This window comes from Pseudoalteromonas sp. PAST1 (genome assembly GCF_021532515.1).
GTDB classification, from domain to species: domain Bacteria; phylum Pseudomonadota; class Gammaproteobacteria; order Enterobacterales; family Alteromonadaceae; genus Pseudoalteromonas; species Pseudoalteromonas simplex.
On the sequence record NZ_JAKGBH010000024.1, the window covers coordinates 37446 to 58268 of the forward strand.

A 20823-nucleotide genomic window follows, 5' to 3' on the forward strand; every position below is an offset into this window, starting at 1 on the left:
TGATGTCATCACAACGCAACAACATAAGCCCTCGTTTATGTGCGCTGTGCACGTAGGCGTTCAACGCCCCATATCCCTAATGCCATCATGACGATGGCCCCCGGCGCATGTGGCGACAATGCGGGAAGCCCGATAAAGAGGAGCGTGTCAGAGCCTCCCGGGATCCCATACGCACCCATGCCCATCAACAGGCCCGCAAATAAATGCCGCCCCCACACCCGCAAGGGGGGCCCTCGCAGGGAAAAACGGCGCATATGCCAACTGGCTACCAGCATACCGGTAAACAGGACTGCCAGGCCCAGCCCATACATTGACGAGGTGCTGAGCAAGTGCGCCGGTTGTGTGACACTGAGGGTGAAGAAACTGCCAATGGTGCCCCAGTCAGGTAAAAAAACCGTCACCAGTGCCGCCGAAGGACCAATGAGCCAGATCATGCCACGGGCATGACGAAACCCCGCGAGCAGCCCAAACCGTTTATTAGCCGGGACGCGTCGCCACATCCAGTACACATACCCGCACACGCCACCTAAGCCGGCACCGCTTATCAGCAGTGCCTTATGAGATCCACCCGCCTGCGGGGCAGGCAATGCGGCCCCCATCGCCGCCATGAGTAAACCGCCCAGCCCCCATCCGGTGATAGTCGCCAGCATCTCGGCGCGGCCTTCCGCAAGCTTGGTAAACGTTGAGATATTACACCCGCGATTTAAACCTGCACCAACCCCTAATAACACCCCACCGAGTAAGCTGGTCCCACTCAGTGTATAGGTTGGCCAGCTGCTTGCGCCGGTGAATATCACCAGCAGCAGATGCCCCATCAGGATCACCATCACCGTTAACCACAACGCCAAGGCCTTTCCATACACCCCACGCCGATACGCCTGCTGTACGACGTCGACCATACAAAAGCCCGCGCGCATCAGTGCATACCCTAGCACCCCAGTGGCCAGCACGAGCATTGTTAGCAACAACGGGCTGCTCATATGACGCTTACCGAACAGTGGAGGACGGGCGGTATTCCATCAAGTGTAGTCCAAACCACCGCGCGGCGTCGTGCCAATGCTTGATCGGGTACCAATCCGCCGCCCGTGCCATCTGAATGAACCCCTCGGGGGTATACTTGTACGAGTTCTCTGTATGGATACTCTCGCCTTGTGTAAACGCAAACGGTTGCCCGGCAACCTGCACGGTCTGTGCGCGTGTACTGATCAGGTGCATCTCAATGCGTGATTGCTCTTCATTGAAAAAGGCATGATGACGAAACTGCCCGAGATCGAATGTCCCCTCCAATTCCCGATTGATCCGGCTTAACAGGTTAAGATTAAAGGCGGCTGTCACGCCCTGATCATCATTATACGCGCGCTCCAGTAACGGGGTGGACTTGATCTGATCAACGCCGATCAGCAGCAATCCCTTTTCGCCGACCCAACTACCGAACATTGATAACAAGCGGCCGGCCTCTATGGGCGAAAAGTTACCAATGGTGGAGCCAGGGAAATACACCACCTGGCGACCGCGTGTCGGCGCAAGGGCGGGCGACGGAAGCGCATGTAAGCGCGTAAAGTCCCCCACCACCGTATTGACCGGCAGCCCCGGGAAACATTGCTCAAGGCGCTTGCCCGCAGCCTGTAGGATCTCCGCAGAGATATCTGTTAATGTCAGTTGTTGCGGCGCTGACAGGTGCGCCATCAACACCTGCACTTTGTCACAGGCCCCCGCGCCCGGCTCGATCACATGCACATGTGGACCTAATAGCCGGGCAATGTCACCCTTGACACGCTCAAGCAGTGCGGTTTCCGTGCGCGTGACATAGTACTCCTTCAGTGTGCAGATGTCGGTAAACAGCTGAGAGCCGTACGCGTCATAAAAATACTTGCTCGGCAGGCATTTCTGAGAGTGGGACAATCCTTGTAAGGTATCTTGTAAAAATTCCGAGTCATAACACTCGGTGGGTTGCGATAAGGTAAAATCTTTCATTGTTATTTTGCTAGTCGTATTCCAGTAAATTGCCACGCGTGGTGGGGGTAAAAAAAGTTACGATAGGTATCACGGTAAGAGGCACCGGGGGTCACGCATGAGCCCCCCCGCAGCACATACTGACTGCACATGAATTTACCATTGTATTCGCCAGCCGGCCCACTAAATGGTTGATACCCCGGATAAGCGCCATAGTGGCTGGCGGTCCATTGCCAACATTGTCCGGTCATGTGGGTCAGCCCCGGGCCTGGCTCGGCCGTAGGACACAAACAATCGAGGGATAAAAACGGTCCGCGCGTGGGTTGTGCACGTGCCGCCACCTCCCATTCAAATTCGGTGGGTAACCGCACGCCGGCCCAGCGAGCATAGGCCTCTGCTTCATAATAGCTCACGTGCGTCACCGGCTGATGCGGTAACACCGGCTGCAGCCCGCTAAGTGTAAAGTGCTGATACTGCCCGTCGGTATAGCGCCAATACAAGGGCAATTGTACGTCGTGCGCCTGAAGATGTGCCCACCCATCAGAGAGCCATAATAACGGGTTTTGATACCCCCCATCCTCAATAAAGGCCTGATAGTCAGCATTGGTCACTAGCCGCGATGACAATGAAAACGGCTGCAGATACACCGTATGCGCCGGCGACTCGTTATCAAACGCAAAGCCGTCCGTATCATGTCCGATGGTATACAGTCCTTCATCAAACCGCAGCCAATGGTGCGCACTATACATGGCATCACCACGGGACGATGCCATGTAAACCGGCGCCTGCGGGTTTTGTGCCAGTGCGTGTTTAATGTCGGTTAACAAGAGCTCCTGATGCTGGTGCTCATGGTGGCATCCCAGCGTGAGCAATGATGCCACCTCCGGGGTGAGACCCTGCTCATATAACTGCAAAATGTGTGCGTCGACATACGCTCGGTATGCCATGATCTGGGCTAAACTGGGCCGCGAAATAAGCCCGCGTGCGGCGCGTGGATATTGCTCACCAATGCCGTTGTAATACGAATTGAATAAGTACGTAAAATCATCGTCAAACGGCACATACTGCGGCAGGTGTTGCCGCAAAATCAGCGTCTCAAAAAACCAGGTGGTGTGTGCCAGGTGCCATTTGGCAGGACTGGCGTCGGGCATCGACTGAAGCTGGGCGTCTGCTTCCGATAACGGCTCGACAAGCTGCGCGCTGAGTGCACGGACGGCCTGAAAGGCAGAATTCTCATTATGTTGCATAAATTATTATAGGATTGGTGTGGTTATGTGTTAAGTGCCGTGCCAACATACCAGGCGTTCACATACCATGCTGACTCGGCACGCATACGACGCGCCACCGGGCGCGTCCAACAAGTGTAACAACGTCGGTCAGGCCACCTCTACACCATTCCAGAATGCGACATGATCTTTGATCGCCGCTGCCGCCGTTGACGGTGCGGGGTAAAACCATGCGGCATTTTCGTTAACGGCATCCCCCACCTCAACGTGGTAATAATGCGCCTCACCCTTCCATGGGCAGGTGGTACGAAACGAACTGGGTTTAAAATACGACGCGTTAATCGCATCAGGGGGAAAGTAATGGTTGCCCTCGACAACCTCAGTGTTATCCGACTCTGCGATAACAACCCCGTTCCATGTAGCTTTCATATGCTCTCCTGTAACACTTTGTTATTTCAGTTTATCTTGGTACGCTGCCCGCAGCTTTGACAGCTTCGGCTCAATGACCATTGAACAATACCGGTTTTGCGGGTTATTTGCATAATAATTTTGATGGTAACCTTCCGCGGGGTAAAACACATCAAGGGGCTCCACGCGCGTGGCGATCGGCGTGCCAAAGCGCGGTTGTAGATCGGCGATCACCTGCTCTGCCGTCGCTTGTTGCTCAGGATCATGATAGAAGATCACCGAGCGATACTGGGTCCCCACATCCGCCCCTTGCCGGTTGACCTGAGTCGGATCATGGCTGGTCAAAAAGACCACCAATAGATCATAATAACTGATCACGTCAGGCTCAAAGGTCACCTGCACCACCTCCACATGATCTGTCCCGCCAGAGCACACCTTCTTATAGTCAGCATCCGATGATGAGCCACCGCTGTAACCCGACTCAACCTTATGTACACCCTTTAGCCGCTGAACGACTGCTTCAACACACCAAAAGCACCCGCCACCAAATGTTGCCTGTATCATGTTACTCATCATCCACCGCCTTTAATGATAGTGAATTAATACAATAGCGTAGCCCCGTTGGCTCCGGACCGTCCGGAAATACATGCCCTAAGTGGCTGTCGCAAATACTGCAGGTCACCTCAACACGATGCATACCGTGCGACGTGTCCTGAATGTAATTGATCACATTATCTTTCAGTGGCTGAGTAAAGCTCGGCCAGCCCGAGCCAGAATCAAACTTCTCATTGGCATTAAACAGTGGCTCATCACAGCAAATGCACGCGTAACGGCCCTGTTTAAAGATGCCGCAATGCTCGCCAGAAAAGGCCCTCTCGGTACCCTTTCGTCGCGTGATCTGAAATTGATCACTGGTCAACTGCTCGGCCCACTGCTCATCCGTTTTTTCTACCCGGCGATCGGGGGCCGGGTTACCCTTGCTCGCATACCCGATGACGGTATTCCAATTCAACATACTGTTACTCCTATCAAGGACAGAGAAAAGACCAGCGTCGAAGCGCTGGTCTTTCACTGTCAATTACGCACGCATGCGCATACCCACTGAAGGGGACCCCCTTCAGCATTATCACACTATTTAATTTCGTCTGTACGGCTTAGCACCATGTCTTTGCCGCCAATATGACAGCCAAAGCAGCCTGGAACGCCATTGCCTGACGCCTGCAGTTTCGTGCCATCGGTTGCACTGGTCACTTCATACCAGAACCACCCTTTACCATTATCCGAGTTGTCCTGTGTTTTGACCATCACCGCCCAGCCAGCCAGCGCCTCTGATTCATCGTACATCTCTTTGACGATACCACTGCCCGTCGGGTATGTCGCTGCATCGGCTTTTATCGCTGCGGCAATCGTGTCGTTATAAAACACCCGTACCGGTAATCCAAACTGGGTATGTGGGCCCGTTGTCCGGTGCGTTTCCATTTCCTGATTGGCAAAGCTGCGATACGCCTGACTCGTCAGGTAGATAAACAGCGCCTCGTTGCTAAGGGGGATTTCCGCCGGTGACATACTAGGGGTTGGTGCGCTAGGGAGCCACGTGGGATCAACATCGTCGCCAACCGCTTCGGCCTCCAGTATTTCCGCTTCACTCACGGCCGCCGTGTCTGCCTGCTCTTTTTCCTGGCAGCCAGATAGCGCCATACTCAATACGGTCAGTAATAGTAAAAGGATCCAGGTGCGTTGTTTGTTCATCATTATTATCCCGCGTTATTGTAAATAAAATGTTAATGCCCTAGCATTAATAGCATAACTCGCCATTAAGCTGTACTTTTTCTTGTTTGGGGCAATTTTCGAGGCACTTCCATACGTTTACTTATGTGTATAAATAACGCCATGACAGATCACCATGCTAAGCCAGTACCAAGGCCATGCCGCTGCCGGTATGTTTACCCACAAAAGGCGATCCGCTAGCCAATGCGCTCCCCGCTGTACCTCGTCGCCGTGGTATCACTGCTTTTTAGTCTTGGCGGTGGCCCGGCTCAGGCCGTTGGCTCACCTTATCTCACCACCGGCGTTGCAAACTGGGCCGTGTTTGATAATGCCGATCGTGAGGCGCTGCACGTCACGTATACCCTTGCCCCGTTGCCCGGGGGATATAACGTGCGGCCAACCCTGATGGCATTCTTTGCCGATCAGGGGCAACAGTACTATGCCTTCGGTGTTGCCTATGATTCCTCCCTGGGCCCGCACTGGCGTATCGGTGGCGCCATGCATATCGGCTTTATGGAGCGCCCGAAGCAACTGGGCCATAAAGTCGAATACTATACCCGGCTTAACGTGGACAGACGTCTCTCACCACAATGGTACATGCGGCTTGAAATCGGCCATATCTCTAATGCGGGCCTGGGCGATCAAAACCCCGGCTCTGAGGCCATCGCTCTCTCCCTCATCTATCACTTTGATTAGCCTAACACCCTTGTCAAGCCCGTTGATCCCGACGGTAAATGTGTGCCCCATTATGCTGTGGTATAGCGCCGCAAAATAGCCCGCGCGACGGCACTGCCTGTCACATGGACTGCAGACAGGCAAAGGGGATATCCGGTATACCTTATAGGGGTTCTAGGGATTTTCCCCTCTAAAGTAACATAAACCGCCATACACGCGATATTTAAAGGCATACAAAGGTGGGTTACTTCCCCAAAGTATGGCAAATTATGAGTTTAACAACCCCGTAAACTTAACGTAATCCCTATGGCTATAAAAAACGAACTATCAATACTTACTAAAGCTGAGCAGGCCGATCTGTATTCTCCGCCGAAATTATCACTTGAACAACAACGCTTGTATTTTACACCAAACGAGATCGAGCTAACAGAGTCTAAAAGTATTCGCCTAAGAAACCACCGATGCTATTTCATTGCTTTATTGGGCTATTTTAAGTCTAAGCCTGTCATTCTTTCACCTAAATAGCTGATCCTAATTGTGATACACCTGCTTCAATCCATGCTTTCCGCCCGGAAACGGTGCGGCAGTGTCCATAAAGTAGTAAACCTGCTCCAGTAAATCATCCATGTTTTTGCACTGATGATTCCGGGTTATCGTCTCGTGCAGGGCATGCCACAGTTTTTCAATTTTGTTATGCCATGGGCTATAAACCGGCAAGAACAGTAATTTGAACTTTGGGTTGTCGCTCAGCCACTTCTGGGTTTTCTTGCTCTTGTGGATGATGTAATTATCCACGATTAACCGAATGCTTTTAGCCCGACGATACTGACCTTTAAGCTTTTCCAGCAATTCAATAAATAAGTCACTGGTCTTGCGCTCGCCACCTACATAAACGATTTGCCCTGTCTGGCCGTGTAATGCTCCCGCCAGATAATGTTTCTTGTTCTGTCCTGGTGTTGCCACTTTACGCTGCGCGCCACGGTGCCCCCAATCTGCACCGATTTTAGGATTCAGATGGATATCCACTTCATCCTGGTAAAACACCGGGTGGTCAACACTGTTATCTGCCAGCGCCTCCCGGATAGCCGCCAGTTTCTCCTTTTTATCCGGGTCTTGGATATAAAGTGTTGGCGCAGCTCGCCGCCAGACAATTCCTGCTTTGGGCAACCAGCGTCTGATTGTTGAACTGTGGATCTGAATGTTGCATAACTTGTTCAGTAACAGCGCAAACAACTCAGTACTCCAGCGTGAACGCTGATATCCAAGCGTCCTTGGCGTGTACTTCAGCAAAATTTTCAGCACGCCACAGATAAAATCCCGATTCAGCCTAACGGGGCGACCAACGCCTTTCGTTTTTAGACCATCAACACCGGCAACGTCATACCATTTCAACCAGCGGTTAAGCGATGACCGGCCAGCTTGCAGTAGGCTCGCAACCTCTGACTTGGTTTTACCTTTCAACACCAGCAAGACGGCATTCGCACGGCGGCAAAGGTCTCTATCTCGTGTTTTATGAATAATCTTCTTCAATCGGCGGGTTTCCGCGCCATATAAAAATGCTATCCTGTTCATACTCAATGCGTTTGTGGGTTTGGTTTGTTTGGCGACTGATCTGATCGCGCAAACCGCATTGAGTTCCCTTACCTGAGTGATCTACTATTACGCACAGTTATTTAGCTTAGGGGTAAAATTGATGTCTCTAAAAACATTGAAAGATAAAGCACTTAAAAATCCTAGTGTTGCAAGAGAATTTCATAAGCTAAGTCGCGAATTTGCTCTCATCGAACGGAATCTTACACGCAAAATCGCTCGAACACGCAAACCTTAAGCTAGTTGAAATTGTCGCTAGTTATATTGGCGTAATTCTCTCAATGTTCGTGTTTTTAACTCACGTGCGCCAGTTTATACCGAGTGCTCCGCCCCCCGGCTTCACTTTTTACCAAGCAACCAAGCTCGACCAACGCAGCTAAATGACGAGATGCGGTTGGTTTACTCACTTTCGCCACTTTATGGTATTGCGACGTATTAATGCCTTGGTCAAAATCTCCATCAAGCATTCGATTGAGCACTTTTACTTGTTCCGAGGACAGTCGCGTTTGATCGACATTTCGCCAGAAGTTTGTTTTAAAAACCGTTTGGTCGATTTCTTCGAGCACATTGGTGAATGTTTCACCTAAGGTGTTTAAAAACCACATAAGCCAAGCGGTAATATCAAGTTCACCTTTCTGGGATTGCTCTAATATTTCGTAGTAGCTTTTACGGTTGGCTAGAATCGCCACTGACATTGCATAGAAACGGACAGATTGGCGCTCAGCCTGGGCCAGCGCCAAATCAGTGAGTAAGCGGGTGATCCTACCATTGCCGTCATCCAAAGGATGGAGCGTCACAAACCAGAGATGTGTTATCGCCGCTCTAAGCAATGGATCTAAAGCAGGGTCCTCACGAGAGTCATTAAACCAGCGAATAAACACGCCTAGTTCGGACTCAAGCACATCTCGGCTCGGCGCTTCAAAATGCACCGTGGGTTTATCAATCCTACCCGACACTACCTGCATAGGCTCTTCGCCGCGTAACTGCCCCCCTATCACAGGATTAAACATGGTGTAACCTTCAGGAAACAGTCGTTTATGCCATTGTAATATTCTCTCAAGTGAGAGCGGCGAGTCTAAATTCTCCACCGCATCTAGCATTATTTCTGCAAGGCCATCAGTGCGTTCAGTGGTTGGAAATGGTTTTTCTTCAGAAAGACCAAGTTTATTAGCCAACGACGAGCGAACAGAAAAAGCATTGAGCTTCTCACCTTCAATGGCACTCGAATGAATAATGTTCGCCAATAGCGTGTCTAACATACTTTGTTTTTGGTCTTTAGGTTGACTCGACATCTTGCCCAACAACATTCCTTGGTGAAAGCGAATGTCTCGTAACTTGGGGTCAATAACCTTTTCATCCCAGATAAAGTTTGGCCAGTCAGCTTGTTGCCAGATCCACATCTTGTCGCCTTTTGATTTAAATAATAGCATATTCAAATCATAGCATGATTTGAATAAGGCTCACAATCACATCTAATGATGATGTGAAAAACGCGAATATTCATATCATCTTTCGATGTTATCATCCTGTCTTAGTAGACATTAACCTAGGCCTCATATCTTCTTCTGCAAGTGACTTAACGCCAACCCTGCCATCAATGCTAAACCGATGATCATCGACGGTAGTACCACCGGTGGAATAGCCAGCGGGGCAAACAATCCCATAAACAGCAAAATGACGCCTGAGCCCAGGATGATCATGCTGTAGCGGTGAATGATAGGGCTCGAAAAATCAAAGGTTGTCTTCTTAATTTTCCAGGTCATCAAGCCGTCCCACAGCGCCGGTAACATGAGAATAAGCGCAAAGGGCAACCAGACCATCAGCAAAGCAAATCGAGTGAACACTTGGTACAACACATCAAAAAATGCCTGAATACGGTCTTCTACCCAGACAAACCAAAAGCCTCCCATGTTCTCCATCCCTTTAGAGCGCAGTCGCTGCTCTTCAGTGGGGATCAGAAAATCACGCACAGTTTGCTCCATCTGCGTATCCACAACCCATGACTGATACCAGCTATGGCTAGTTTGACCAATCCAATAGCTTGTTTGTGCGCCCAATTGGTTTTGGATCATCTGCTTCTCTTTACTAATGACCCGGCCAGTCCAATCACCGGGCACTAACACGCCAATGGCAATAATCTCCAGCATCAGCGCCAGACAAAGTAGCCAAACCGACTTATGCTTGCTCATGCCAAACATCCTCTTCTACTCGCGCCAGCATGGCTGCAACGGTTGGCGTCATAATCCGGGCTTTAATCACTTGTTGAAGCCGCTTTGTCGTCGTATGACCACTGACATAACGCACATCGATGCGTCCTTCAGCCAAATACGCCATTCGATTTGGACGATTACGAATCCATGTGTGGAAATAGACACCATCCACAGCGGCCCACTCGAAATGGTCAGGATCACGCAGGCGAATCCCCGTTAAAGCACTGGCGGCAGTCCAGGTCAATGCCTCAATGAAATGCCAAAGGCGTACACTGTCATCATCACAACTGACTTCTTCATAACTGCCCAAGCCATTACACAGACACAAATCAAAGATGGAATGGCCATCTAAAGTGAGCGCATCCGTTAAATAGTCCGCCAAGCAATACACCGAGGCCAACGCATGAGGCCAGTCGGTTTCAAGTAGTCTTAAGGTTTCCTTGAACTGGGAGTTATGTTGCTGCCACTGAGCGAGCATTTCTTTACTGGTAAGTGTTGTCATTTTCAGACAGACAGAATGATGCATACAGACTCCTTATGCTGCCTGTGTAGAGTTGGTTAAAATAGGAATGCGGCCTTTGATCACGCGGCCACCTGAAAGCTTGGCGATGTACTCCAGGTTCGGGAGCTGGCCTAATAACTGCGGTGGAAACATATCGCCCTCTTCCTCCATCAAGCGCTCGCCATGATTGCCGGTAAATAACGCGGGGCTGTCCGAGTTTGACGACATACCTTGAGTTTGCATGATGTACTGCAACCGAGTCTTAGGCAGATTGTCGGTAATGTACTGCTGCGTTTCGGCATCCATCACCCGAAGGGCTATCAAGTTGTTAATGTTACCTAACACCTGACGTGCCTTAGCTTCGCTGCCTGTACGAGCTGCAAAGTCAGCAAAGGTCTGAGTAGCAATCACACAACGCATTTTTGCGCCACGGCCTTTGTTGAGCAGTTGAATGAAGGGATCGTTGACGACTTCAGCCGCCTCATCGATGAAGATATTTACGGGACGATTTTCAACACCATAGTTATAGCGGTCACCGGCCACGGCGGTGAGATCGGATAAAAGCAACGAACCAATGGCGCTGCCAACCATGGCGTCGGTTAATGAATCCAAGCCGATATACGCCACTTGGGCATTGTTGATAATACGGCCAGAATCCGTAATTGACCGGCTGTCATCCACGTCGTTTGCAATCGGTGATAGCAATGGACCTAGTTCACTTGATGTGAGCATATTGAGCACCGGCATCAATGAGGCCACCATCTTTGAATAGTGGGTTCTGTCATGCTCAAACATGCTCAATAGCCCCTCTAAATCGGTATTGGCGGCAACAGGCTGAATGCGTTCGTAGTAGAACAGCAGCATCGCCATGGCTTGTTTAGCCAAGGTGTTGGCCTTTTCGGTAAAGCGCTTAATCTCCACACTAAAGTTCGGATACACCTGCTCCCCCCAGGCTGTGACGGCTTTTACTACCAAACCTTCTGGGCCACCTTCCAAGAATCGTCTCAGTGTTTTCAGATCAGGACGCTGTGACGTAAGCAACAGACCTTGCACTATGTTATTCAGTGCCATTTGGCCAAAAGCTTTAAATGGATCAGCACCCGTTTCGGATGGGATTAAGGCCGCAATTCGGCTGGCGATTTCAGTACCCCGGTTAAAGTTCCTCAAGGGATTAAGACGTACTGAATGCTCAGGAAAGCCCGGATGAAAATACACAAAGCGCTCAGGACTACCGGCGGCAATACAGGCTCGCTGCGCATTATCCTTAAGTTCCTTGTCTCCCTTAGGGTCAATAATAATCACGGCTTCATTGCGCAAAATGGCCTGGGTGATCATCGCATCAAAGCATCGGGTTTTTCCGGCACCGGTCGTTCCGACAATTAAGGTATGCCCCTCAGTGTGTCCAACTGGCTGGTACACATCTTCTTCTTTGGGCTCGACACCATGAATCCAGGTCGAACCCATTTGTTTGCCGTGACCTTGGTTAAGCAAGGTTTGCTTATCCCGCTTTAGGATTTCATAAGCGCGTTGGGCATGGCGTTGGTCCCACTCAAAGCCATAACCTAACCACAATTCATCAGGATGTTTTGCCATTACCTTTTGCAAATGCGACAGCGCCATAAATGCCAATGGTTTGCCTTTTAGCCCCTTCTGCAACTTATAAAGACGGTAAGCCTCAGGCAGGCGATACAACGCCATGCCCGAGGAAATCCCTGTCATCCACCAAAATGGTTCGGGCGGTAAATCTGTCAGCATTTCTGCGGCAATCGCCCCAGAGGCCCCAACCAGCCAACCTGCTGCTGCCATGGCCTCATAGTTCGTGCGCCAGGGCATTTCGTATGCGTTTTCTTTCATTCATGCTCCGCAAAATAACCGTTTGCAATCCACTTAATTTCAAATGGATTAACGTTTAGCGTGAGCGGTAAACAGAACCGTTTCCCCCTCATCAAACTGGCATTCGTCACTGGCCGAGATCCCCCGAAGCAGCTGTCCGGCTGGAATGCCATGCGCATTGGCGACTTGGCGTAAGGTTTGAATCGTGACGCGAATACCATCGGCACTATGATCCACGTCTGGGTAATCACCATCGGTCAGTAAGATGGGCAAATCTTTCACAAAATTAACCATCTGTTGCCGCTGCGCGTGTTTGGGGTCTGTACTTGAATTCGCATTGGGCGCAATCGGCTTTTGCTTTCGCTCCGCTCTTGTGGCGGGCTCTTTTGCTTGGGCATTAGTTGTCTTAGTTCGACTCGGACGCTGTAAAGCCTCTTCGTTCTGAATTGCTGTCGCCGGTTCTGTGTCTTGTTTGGAGATGTCTATCAGTGCAATTAGCCTTTTAGAAATCGATACCTTCAGCAGTAACCCTTGCTCCTGAACGCCATCATTCGTAGTCACAGTTCTGGCCTTACGAGTCGGGTTTGCGGGATCTAATTCAAGCCAATCTAATCGACTGAGTTCAGCAAGCAGTTTTCGGGGAGCACACCAATGTCTTACGGCATCGGGATAACGGATCAGAATCTGTTCACCAGCCATAATCAACGCAATGCTGGCCTCTGGGAGCCACGCCAAAGATTCAGGGAGATTCAATGCTTCTGTATCGTGCTGGTTTACGTTATTTGAGATAGCGCCATCATATGAATTGTTAGGCTTTTCGCATTCATCACCTGGAGCATTTTCAGTTGCCTGGGGGTTACTAACATCACTGGCATGACGAAGTTCATCATCTTGTTCGGACGGTTTTGTCGATGGCGACTCAGTCGAACTGCTGTGATCGATTGATGATGACGCTTCAGACAAGCCTGGCTGCTCACTGGAACGACTCTGAGGCTCTGCTTGTGTTTGCTGTGTTGCTTCCCACTCAGGTTTACTAAACAGTGTCACACCACTTGGTACATTCGAGCTGAACAATAAATCGGCCTCAGATATATACAGCATGGGTAACCAGATTGGCTTGTCGTCTTTGATCAGCACTTCAGGGGCAAGGCTTTCATATCGCTCATTTGAGGCGGATTTCGTGGCCAATCCTCGCTCAATGAGGATGTCCGCAAGGGTATCGGGATCTCTTGGAATGCCAGGTATCTTGTCTTTGGCCAACAGCTCAATGATGTCCTTAGCCGCGCTTTTCCAGACCAGGTAAAGATTGGTTGATTGATTTGATTTTCGTACCCAGACTCTGGCATCTCGCTGATTAACCAGCCATTGCGAACTGGCAAGCAATCGCCTCATGGCATCAAGTAGATAGCGTTCGACTGGGACACCAAGGGCATTGTCGTCAACGGAAATTCGTTGAGCTTTCAGGTCTCGCTGGACACTGGTTTGGTCGGCTTCAATAACCAATTTAGACAGGACATGCTCGGGATCGGTATTGCCAATTGCTTCAAGCATGGCTTGCAAAATATCAGGGCCCGGCTGGGTTAACCAGGCGAGCAACTCAGGTGTCATCACCCGGTTTAACACCAGAATTGAGAATTGCTCGTGCCGCTTGCAGCGTCCGTCGCGCCAGCGAATAAAATAACGTTCAATGCTGTTGTTACTGGTCCACTGAGATAATGTTTCTAAAAAAGGGTTCCACTGATAGCGTCCATCTTCGTCTGTAATGGACAAGTCTGAAACGGGCTTACCAATATCATGGAACAAACCGCCTAATGCCGCCGCAACACGCCACCTTGGTTCCAGTTCTTTTTTTTCAACAGGTGTGCCACTGGCAACAAAGATGATCCCTTCAGCAGCTTGTGCCGCCCAGAAAGCAACTTCCAACGAATGACGTAATAAACCACCAGCACCACTGTGATGATGATGCTCAGAAGCTGGCAACAAATGAACATAAGCAGCCAGATGATCAATGCAGGGCTGAATCAGCCTTTGAAACTCACGCTGATTAAAGCCAAGTACCTGGCGCAGTTTGGCAATTAGCTCGTCTTGTGTGGACTGCAAATCCTCGGGTGACGCAGCTGGCAACCCCTTCAGGAATGGCGGGTAGCGTGGAATTTCCGCATCCAGTTGAGATGAGAGTTCTGGTAGTGCTTTGGTTTGAAAAAATAGGTTTTTGAACATAGTGAACCTCCGACACGATAGTGTGAAGGCTCTTTAGCAACTGAAGTTGTTAGATAGCCGAAAGAAATATGCATTTATCTGTAGTTGTTTTCGTTCTAGTGAGAAAACCGACAGTTACATTACAGTGTGGGGTAAGACAGCTTTTCATTGTAAGACTGGGCATCATCTTCCCAAACTAGCCGAACAACATGCTTTCGTTTCGTTTGCATATGAACAGCGGCTATTAGCTCAACGGCTTGATGCTTTTCGAGGCTTTCCATCGGAAATTTGTCAGTCACTTCTGATTCAATAACTAAATCGTTACCTTCGGGGAACTCAATTCTGACGTTTCTTGCAGTAGCAGCACCTTTATTCCAAACCTTAAGCCGATACTTACTGCTGCCAAGTTTTATAATTGATGCACCAAGGTCAGCTTGCTTTCCTTTCAGAGCATCTTCATTTTCTTTTTCCAAGAGAATGGTGTTTAACTTTTCCTGGCTTTCGACAAGTGACTTCTGCCTCTTATTAAAGCTGACCGTTTGCCATGTTGCGTAGCCAGATAAAAGGAAAGCTAATCCAGCTATCACATCACCTGCATCAATAGTTACCGGCATTACTTAATCCTTATATTCTTGCTACCAGAAAAAGCCTTTTTCAAAGATTTTCGTAGTTCGTCTTGAACGTCTTTTAAAACTTCTTCCTTGATTTCAGAAAGGTGTTCATCAATATTTTCGCTATTCTCTTGAATAAGCTCATCTTTATTGAACTCTCGGTCACAAGATGCACAAGTCATTACTTGTATTGTTTCATCGCAACCGTCTTCGTATGAAAAGTCTGAGCAGCCACAAGTTGGGCAAAGCAAGCTTATACTTCTATTGTATTTTTCAGGATTCATTCTAGCTTCCCGTTATGTTAGTGGCCGTATTTAATCGCATATATTCAAGAACTAGAAAATGCATTTTGGAGTTCTCTTGGTGCTGATTAACAGTTAAAGGCCTAAAAACCAGCTAGGATCAACTGTTACTTTTTCAACTAACTCTGTTTTAACGCCTAAACTAAGTTCCTTGAGTTTATCGGCTAACTGATCACCATCGACCAAGTCAATCGGAGCAACGCCATCACGGTTGGCTTCTTCAATGGCAGCTTTTGTAAAGCTACCTGTAGTGATAAACATCCCACGATCAGCTCTACCAACGGTTGCGCCTCTAAAATCACGGATCTCGGGAGCCCCAACGGAACCTTTGTACTTTTTACACTGAAAAGCGATATGAAAGCTCATCAAACCGTTGATTCGCGCAATTCCTTTGCCATCGATACCACCATCACCCGTGCGACCAGTCACTTCAACATGGATAAAGCCTGATTCTCTCAATAACCTCTGTGTTAGTCGCTCAAACGCATCTGGGCTCATTTCTTCAATTAGCACATGATGCAGTTTTTCACGCCAAAGCATAGCCTCTTCAGGGGAGTCATCGGACGACAGTTCTGGAGTAGATGTCGTAGCACCAGTCTGTTCAGGCTTGCGGTCCAGAGCTCTAACAAAGTTGACAATTTCTCTACTATCAATTGCCGGTTCCTGTCTGGCTTTATCAGTAAGTGCCCAAACGCCACGAGATGAGTTTTCAAGGTATCCAGCTTTCTTCAGGTAGGTTCTAGCCCAAGCTAATCGATACCCAACTTCAGTTTGGCTACTTTTTTCGGGGTTGTGCAGAACAGCCAAAGTACCCTCATCAAACTTCTCAAGCTCGACAACTTCTTCGTATATCTCGTCGATACTGCCTGAGCCGCCAAGGTTAACTAGTGCCTTTATTAGCGGGAGCATAAGCTGATCAAATGTAACCATTATTTTCCTCCTGGAAACTTTTTCGTAAAAACAGCGACCACTTTCTCACTGAGATAGCTGACTCAACCAAGTTAACAATGCAAAGCGAGTGAGATTGGCTACTCATGACTCTTCCATTACTCCATCAAGCATATCTACTACATCATTCAAGAGATCATCTGCTTGAGCAAAAATAAACTGCTTTAAAAACTGATCGATGCGAATATTGAGCTTAAAGGGTGGAATGCTTACGCCATCTAATTTTTCAAAATAAGCTTTCGCTTTCACCTTATCAACGGTGTCTTTAAGCGCGTCAAATCGACCGAAATTATTAAGGTTTTTCTCATTAACACTATCATTTAATAAGCTAACAAGCTGGCTTTTATCTAGACCTAACGCATTAACAATGGCATTAATCTGGGCATTTTCAGCATTGTCTTTGTAGGTGTTGATGTAATCTCTGAAACTATGGCCTTCTATTAACTTTGCATCGCCACGCTGTAAATCATGTAAGAAAAGCTTGGCGTATTTTTGTTCAGCTTGCGTCAGTGAAGAGAATGACTTGTGCAGTTCGTTGAGCGTAAGCTCAATGCTGGCTTGATCATTATGCTGATTTAGCTCTTTTAAATATTTATCAAAACGACTATTCATATAGTCGGCATCAATCTTTCCAGTATCAATTTCCGTCAAATAGCCACTAATATCAAAAGGCACATCGCCGCCACCCGCACCACCACCATCACCTTTTGATGCGAGCTCTTTATAACGCAGCGCAAGGCTCAGGTAGGTTTGTTCATTAATGGCGAGAGTAACCTCATGTTCAGTGCCATTTTCGCCTGTTGAAGCGTCCGTCGTGAATGTATAGACCGACTGCTCCCAATGTAAACCTTGTACCTTCGCGGCTTCTAGATGCTGGTTAAATACTTTAAATAGTTCAGCAAACTTTGCGCACGCCTCAACATCTTCTGGCAGTTTTTCAAAATTTGCCACACCGGCACTAATGAACAACTCGGTAATATCACTGAATAGTTCATTCATTGCTTCTAAGTTACTTTCTAGCCTATCAACAAATAACCCTATGGGTCTGTCGCCAGAGTATAGTTTTACCGCATCGTTAATATGTTGCTCCATCGTATGCGGATAACGATAGTAACGGATAACACCATGAGGCTTATCGGGGCCAAACAATCGATTGGTACGAGAGAAGGCTTGGATGATGTTTTGGTATTTAATTACTTTATCTAAATACAAGACATTCAGCCACTTGGAGTCAAAACCGGTGAGCATTTGGTCTACAACAATCAATAAATCCAACTGTTTTGTAGGATCGGTATGAATACGCTCATAAGGTTTTTTGTGAGCAAGGCGTGCGGCTAGATCTTTCTTAAATGCTGCATGGCGGGCAAAATCAAAATCGTGGCCATAACGCGCATTATAGTCACGCATAATCTCATCCAAGCCATCACCTTTAAATGTTGGCCCTCGGTCGCCACTGCCGTCATTATCAATGTTAGGATCAAACAGTGCTGATACTTTTAAATCAGGCTTAGCAGCCTTTAGCAGACGGTAATAATCAATGGCTTCAGCAATACTGTTAGTAGCCAAAATCGCATGAAACTTATTGCCTTGGCTTAGCACATCCCATTTGAGCAGAATATCTTCTACCACTTTGGCTTGGTGAGTCTCGCTTAGATACTGACTTTTAGGTACGTAATCTTCAATACCTTTGTGGTATTTACCTGTAGCGTCTTTGTAGCCAGCCATAGGCACTTCATTCATAAAATAATTAAATTTTTTCTTTTTGGCAGGATTATCCATTGCTTCCGCTACAGATCCCGCCTTAGCTTGCTCTAGGGCGACAGCCTGCCTTAAGTCACCATCCCTAAAAGTAGGAACTTTATAGGGATCAAAGCCGAGTACGTTACCATCGCGAATACCATCAGCTATGCTGTAGCGGTGCAACTCATTGCCAAATACGGTACTGGTAGTATTGCCGTTTTTTTCATTTTCTTCTTGGATCGGAGTGCCAGTAAAACCAAAAAACAAGGCGCGGGGAAAGGTGCGTTTAATAATGATCAGCATGTCGCCAAACGTTGAACGGTGCGCCTCGTCAATAATAAATACCAAGCGTTTAGCGCGGATTTTTTCAATATCTGCCGAGTTTGTTGCAGTGCCCTCATCATCCACTTCTTCAAAAATATTACTCATTTTTTGAATAGAGCTAACAATGAGGGTATCGGCTGGGGACGTGCTTTTTAGCTTAGTTACCAATACATGGGTATTTTCGGTGGCTTGTACATCTTCACCATCGCCTGCAAAATTTCGGTATTCCGCCAGCGACTGGGTGCCAAGCTCGATGCGATCCATCAAAAAAATGACTTTATCGGCATCTTTTGATTGGGCAATGAGCTGTGCTGATTTAAAGCTGGTCATGGTTTTGCCTGAACCCGTGGTATGCCACACATAGCCGCCCAAGCGGTCTGGGTTATTAGCAGCGCTACCCAATTGTTGCCAGTTGGTTTTGGCTACCTTATCCGATATCGCATTGGCGGCGTAATACTGATAACTACGCATCACTTTAAGCACACCATCGGTATCATCGGCAACGGTGTAAAAGCCAATTAACTGGTGCGCCATGGGGATGGATAACAACGTCGAGGCAATGTCTTTCCAATGGTTCATGGCCTCGTTATTAAAATCGGCCCAATTGAATTGGTAGTCTGGGTTAAATTTGCCATCTAGCCCAGGATTGGCAAAGTATTTTGCCTCATTAGGCTCCATAGCGACAAACACTTGGATCAGTGAAAATAGGCCACTAAAAATACCTTCTTTGGAATACTTTTCGATTTGGTTAACCGCTTGGCTTACCGGTATGCCGCTGCGCTTTAGCTCCACATGAATAACCGGCATACCGTTAATCAGTAACAGCACATCACCACGTCTGTCATTACGCAGTGGGCTACCGCGTTCAAATTTCGGCTGCTGGACGATTTGGTAACGGCTTTGACCAGCAGCAATTTCTTGGCGATCATAGATTTTTAGGCTGACTTCTTTGCCAAGATGCAAGGCATCGGCGGGGTTATCGCGCTTAATGGCTACCGTTTTGCCGTTAATTAACCCATTTAGTTTAAGCGGTGTTTTTAGCTCTTTGATCTGCTCAATAATCTGCTGCATTTCCGTTGCCGTCAGTGGCACGTCGTTCAAGCGATCTTGCTGGCGATTGTTTTCAAATAAAATGTTCGCCCAGTTTTGCAGTAAGTCCGCTTCGGTTTTGTTTTTAAGTATCTCGCTTTCCCAGCCCTTATGGGTAAGCACTTCGATAAAGGCCTGCTCAAATTGCGCTTCGGTTTTAAAGGTGGTCATGACTGTGCTCCCTGCTAAACAAACATTTTGCTCAAGCAGGCCTGCTTGATGTTATTAAGTTTAGTGATCTGTTGCTGGTGTTGATTGATTAGTGCATCGAGTTTTTGGAAATAGTTGCCGATTGCAGCTTGTTCTTTCTCGGTTTTGGGAAATACTACATAAGTGTTCTGTATTGCAGTTTTTGATATTGATAGTACTTTCGTACCTTGCATTAAAGATAAAAGCTGATCGTGGTATGAGACTGAGTTCAAATAGTAGCCTAGATATTTTGAGGCAAAGGGTAATGTAGGCCTTACTGCAATCGTGTGTAATCCAGAAAAAACCAAAAACTCACCTACATTGAACAATTCTAAACATTTGCCTACAGTATTATCCTCGGCCGCATCAGCAATAACTATATCGCCATCTCGCAAAGCAGTATGTTTTAGTTTATTAGATACATCATTATTTGTAATAAATGGTATCAGTTCACTCTCAGCATCCAGAGTCTCGCCAAACTTAATTAATACGTCTCCATAATGAATATTTTTTGCTATTCCAGATTGGTAGTTTAGTTCTGCCCTAGAAAGAGTATTGTTTGGTACATTGGCAAAGCATGACCCAAAGGACATTTCATCCCACTCCCCACTAAACCCTTTAAACCGGATTTCTGGCATGGTTTCGCCTTGTTTAGGAAACATTTTTTCCAGCATGGCTTTTTTTATGTTGCTGAGCTTGTCATGCTTTTGTTGGTGTTGGTTGATTAGGTTGTCGAGCTTTTGGAAGGTGTTGCCGAGATGATCAGACTCCCGTTTATCTGTTGGGCAGCTAACAGCAACCTGCTTAATTTCATTCATATTGATTTTTTTTGGAAATGCAATATGGAGCGTACGAAGCCAAATGTCTCTTTGCACATACGGTGATGCAATAGCACTTTTCAAGAAATATGGGCTAAGTTGTTTGTACTTCAATAACGCCAGTGTCACGTAATATGCTTTGTCATCATCAGTTTCCACAACGTTTGCTGTTCCTACATCTCCTATTCGAGTCATTAGAACATCATTTTTTTGGGGATAGACTTTAAACTCTTCTTTGAAATCTTTTTCAGAAATAAATTTTTGTGAGGTTAATGTCCTTATATTCTCAGCAGAGAGAAACATTACCCCATTTTTTATATACTTCGGCGTTTGATGTGTTCCATCATATACATCGGTAATTTTATCCAGACTCAAACTTTGCCACTGATCACTAAACCCCTTAAAGCGAATCTCAGGCACATTATTTTCCACACTCATC

At 47.7% G+C, this 20823-nt stretch carries 19 protein-coding genes and 1 pseudogene; 2 read left to right on the plus strand and 18 right to left on the minus strand.

Going from position 1 to position 20823, the window contains the following annotated elements; genetic code table 11:
- Positions 1–35 precede the first annotated feature (35 nt).
- The 7 genes from L1272_RS13105 to L1272_RS13135 form a co-directional block, all read right to left on the minus strand.
- Positions 36–980 carry a YeeE/YedE thiosulfate transporter family protein gene (locus L1272_RS13105; protein WP_235373602.1) on the minus strand — a complete coding sequence of 315 codons (945 nt, stop codon included), beginning with the start codon at positions 978–980 and terminating at the stop codon, positions 36–38.
- A 7-nt stretch (positions 981–987) separates the two neighbouring features.
- Positions 988–1974 (minus strand): L-histidine N(alpha)-methyltransferase, encoded by a 987-nt coding sequence (gene egtD, locus L1272_RS13110; RefSeq protein WP_235373603.1) that lies wholly within the window; start codon positions 1972–1974, stop codon positions 988–990.
- A 2-nt stretch (positions 1975–1976) separates the two neighbouring features.
- Positions 1977–3200, minus strand: a complete 1224-nt coding sequence (gene egtB / locus L1272_RS13115; protein ID WP_069945530.1) for an ergothioneine biosynthesis protein EgtB — start codon at positions 3198–3200, stop codon at positions 1977–1979.
- Between the two features lie 129 nt (positions 3201–3329).
- The gene (locus L1272_RS13120; RefSeq protein WP_069945529.1) at positions 3330–3608 is read right to left on the minus strand and encodes a DUF427 domain-containing protein; all 279 of its coding nucleotides are present in this window, start codon (positions 3606–3608) and stop codon (positions 3330–3332) included.
- 21 nt (positions 3609–3629) lie between these two features.
- Positions 3630–4160, minus strand: coding sequence for a peptide-methionine (S)-S-oxide reductase MsrA (gene msrA / locus L1272_RS13125; protein WP_069945528.1), 531 nt, complete (start codon positions 4158–4160; stop codon positions 3630–3632).
- Complete coding sequence (gene msrB / locus L1272_RS13130; RefSeq protein WP_069945527.1) at positions 4153–4602, minus strand: peptide-methionine (R)-S-oxide reductase MsrB; 450 nt, start codon at positions 4600–4602, stop codon at positions 4153–4155. The genes msrA and msrB overlap by 8 nt, the downstream gene beginning before the upstream one ends.
- 116 nt (positions 4603–4718) lie before the next feature.
- Positions 4719–5339: a cytochrome P460 family protein gene (locus L1272_RS13135; RefSeq protein ID WP_069945526.1), complete on the minus strand. Its 621-nt coding sequence runs from the start codon at positions 5337–5339 to the stop codon at positions 4719–4721.
- A gap of 219 nt (positions 5340–5558) precedes the next feature.
- On the opposite strand from L1272_RS13135, the gene L1272_RS13140 reads away from it, so the two are divergent.
- Together L1272_RS13140 and L1272_RS13145 are read left to right on the plus strand one after the other, a co-directional pair.
- The gene (locus tag L1272_RS13140; protein ID WP_069945525.1) at positions 5559–6050 is read left to right on the plus strand and encodes an acyloxyacyl hydrolase; all 492 of its coding nucleotides are present in this window, start codon (positions 5559–5561) and stop codon (positions 6048–6050) included.
- Positions 6051–6335: 285 nt separating this feature from the next.
- Positions 6336–6548: pseudogene (locus tag L1272_RS13145) on the plus strand (DUF4158 domain-containing protein); the annotation flags it as partial.
- 12 nt (positions 6549–6560) lie between these two features.
- Here L1272_RS13145 and L1272_RS13150 read toward each other — a convergent pair.
- The 11 genes from L1272_RS13150 to L1272_RS13200 all read right to left on the minus strand — a co-directional run bounded on the left by L1272_RS13150 (position 6561) and on the right by L1272_RS13200 (position 20822).
- The gene (locus tag L1272_RS13150; RefSeq protein ID WP_235373601.1) at positions 6561–7601 is read right to left on the minus strand and encodes an IS630 family transposase; all 1041 of its coding nucleotides are present in this window, start codon (positions 7599–7601) and stop codon (positions 6561–6563) included.
- A 311-nt stretch (positions 7602–7912) separates the two neighbouring features.
- The gene (locus L1272_RS13155) at positions 7913–9019 is read right to left on the minus strand and encodes a Fic family protein (protein WP_175080743.1); all 1107 of its coding nucleotides are present in this window, start codon (positions 9017–9019) and stop codon (positions 7913–7915) included.
- Between the two features lie 153 nt (positions 9020–9172).
- Entirely contained in the window at positions 9173–9808 is a 636-nt protein-coding gene (locus tag L1272_RS13160) for a DUF4400 domain-containing protein (protein WP_175080727.1), read from the minus strand.
- A complete protein-coding gene (locus tag L1272_RS13165) occupies positions 9795–10355 on the minus strand; it encodes a conjugative transfer protein (protein WP_235373604.1) in 561 nt (186 codons plus the stop codon). The genes L1272_RS13160 and L1272_RS13165 overlap by 14 nt, the downstream gene beginning before the upstream one ends.
- Positions 10356–10364: 9 nt before the next feature.
- A complete protein-coding gene (traD, locus tag L1272_RS13170) occupies positions 10365–12185 on the minus strand; it encodes a conjugative transfer system coupling protein TraD (RefSeq protein ID WP_235373605.1) in 1821 nt (606 codons plus the stop codon).
- Between the two features lie 48 nt (positions 12186–12233).
- Positions 12234–14384: a MobH family relaxase gene (gene mobH / locus L1272_RS13175; protein WP_235373606.1), complete on the minus strand. Its 2151-nt coding sequence runs from the start codon at positions 14382–14384 to the stop codon at positions 12234–12236.
- A gap of 119 nt (positions 14385–14503) precedes the next feature.
- A complete protein-coding gene (locus tag L1272_RS13180; RefSeq protein WP_088585961.1) occupies positions 14504–14977 on the minus strand; it encodes a hypothetical protein in 474 nt (157 codons plus the stop codon).
- A complete protein-coding gene (locus L1272_RS13185; RefSeq protein WP_001067695.1) occupies positions 14977–15258 on the minus strand; it encodes an ECs_2282 family putative zinc-binding protein in 282 nt (93 codons plus the stop codon). The genes L1272_RS13180 and L1272_RS13185 overlap by 1 nt, the downstream gene beginning before the upstream one ends.
- Positions 15259–15351: 93 nt before the next feature.
- Complete coding sequence (locus tag L1272_RS13190; protein WP_235373607.1) at positions 15352–16206, minus strand: restriction endonuclease; 855 nt, start codon at positions 16204–16206, stop codon at positions 15352–15354.
- 102 nt (positions 16207–16308) lie between these two features.
- On the minus strand, positions 16309–19548 hold the full coding sequence (locus L1272_RS13195) for a type I restriction endonuclease subunit R (protein ID WP_235373608.1): 3240 nt from the start codon (positions 19546–19548) through the stop codon (positions 16309–16311).
- Between the two features lie 14 nt (positions 19549–19562).
- Entirely contained in the window at positions 19563–20822 is a 1260-nt protein-coding gene (locus L1272_RS13200) for a restriction endonuclease subunit S (protein WP_235373609.1), read from the minus strand.
- Between the last annotated feature and the right edge of the window lies 1 nt (position 20823).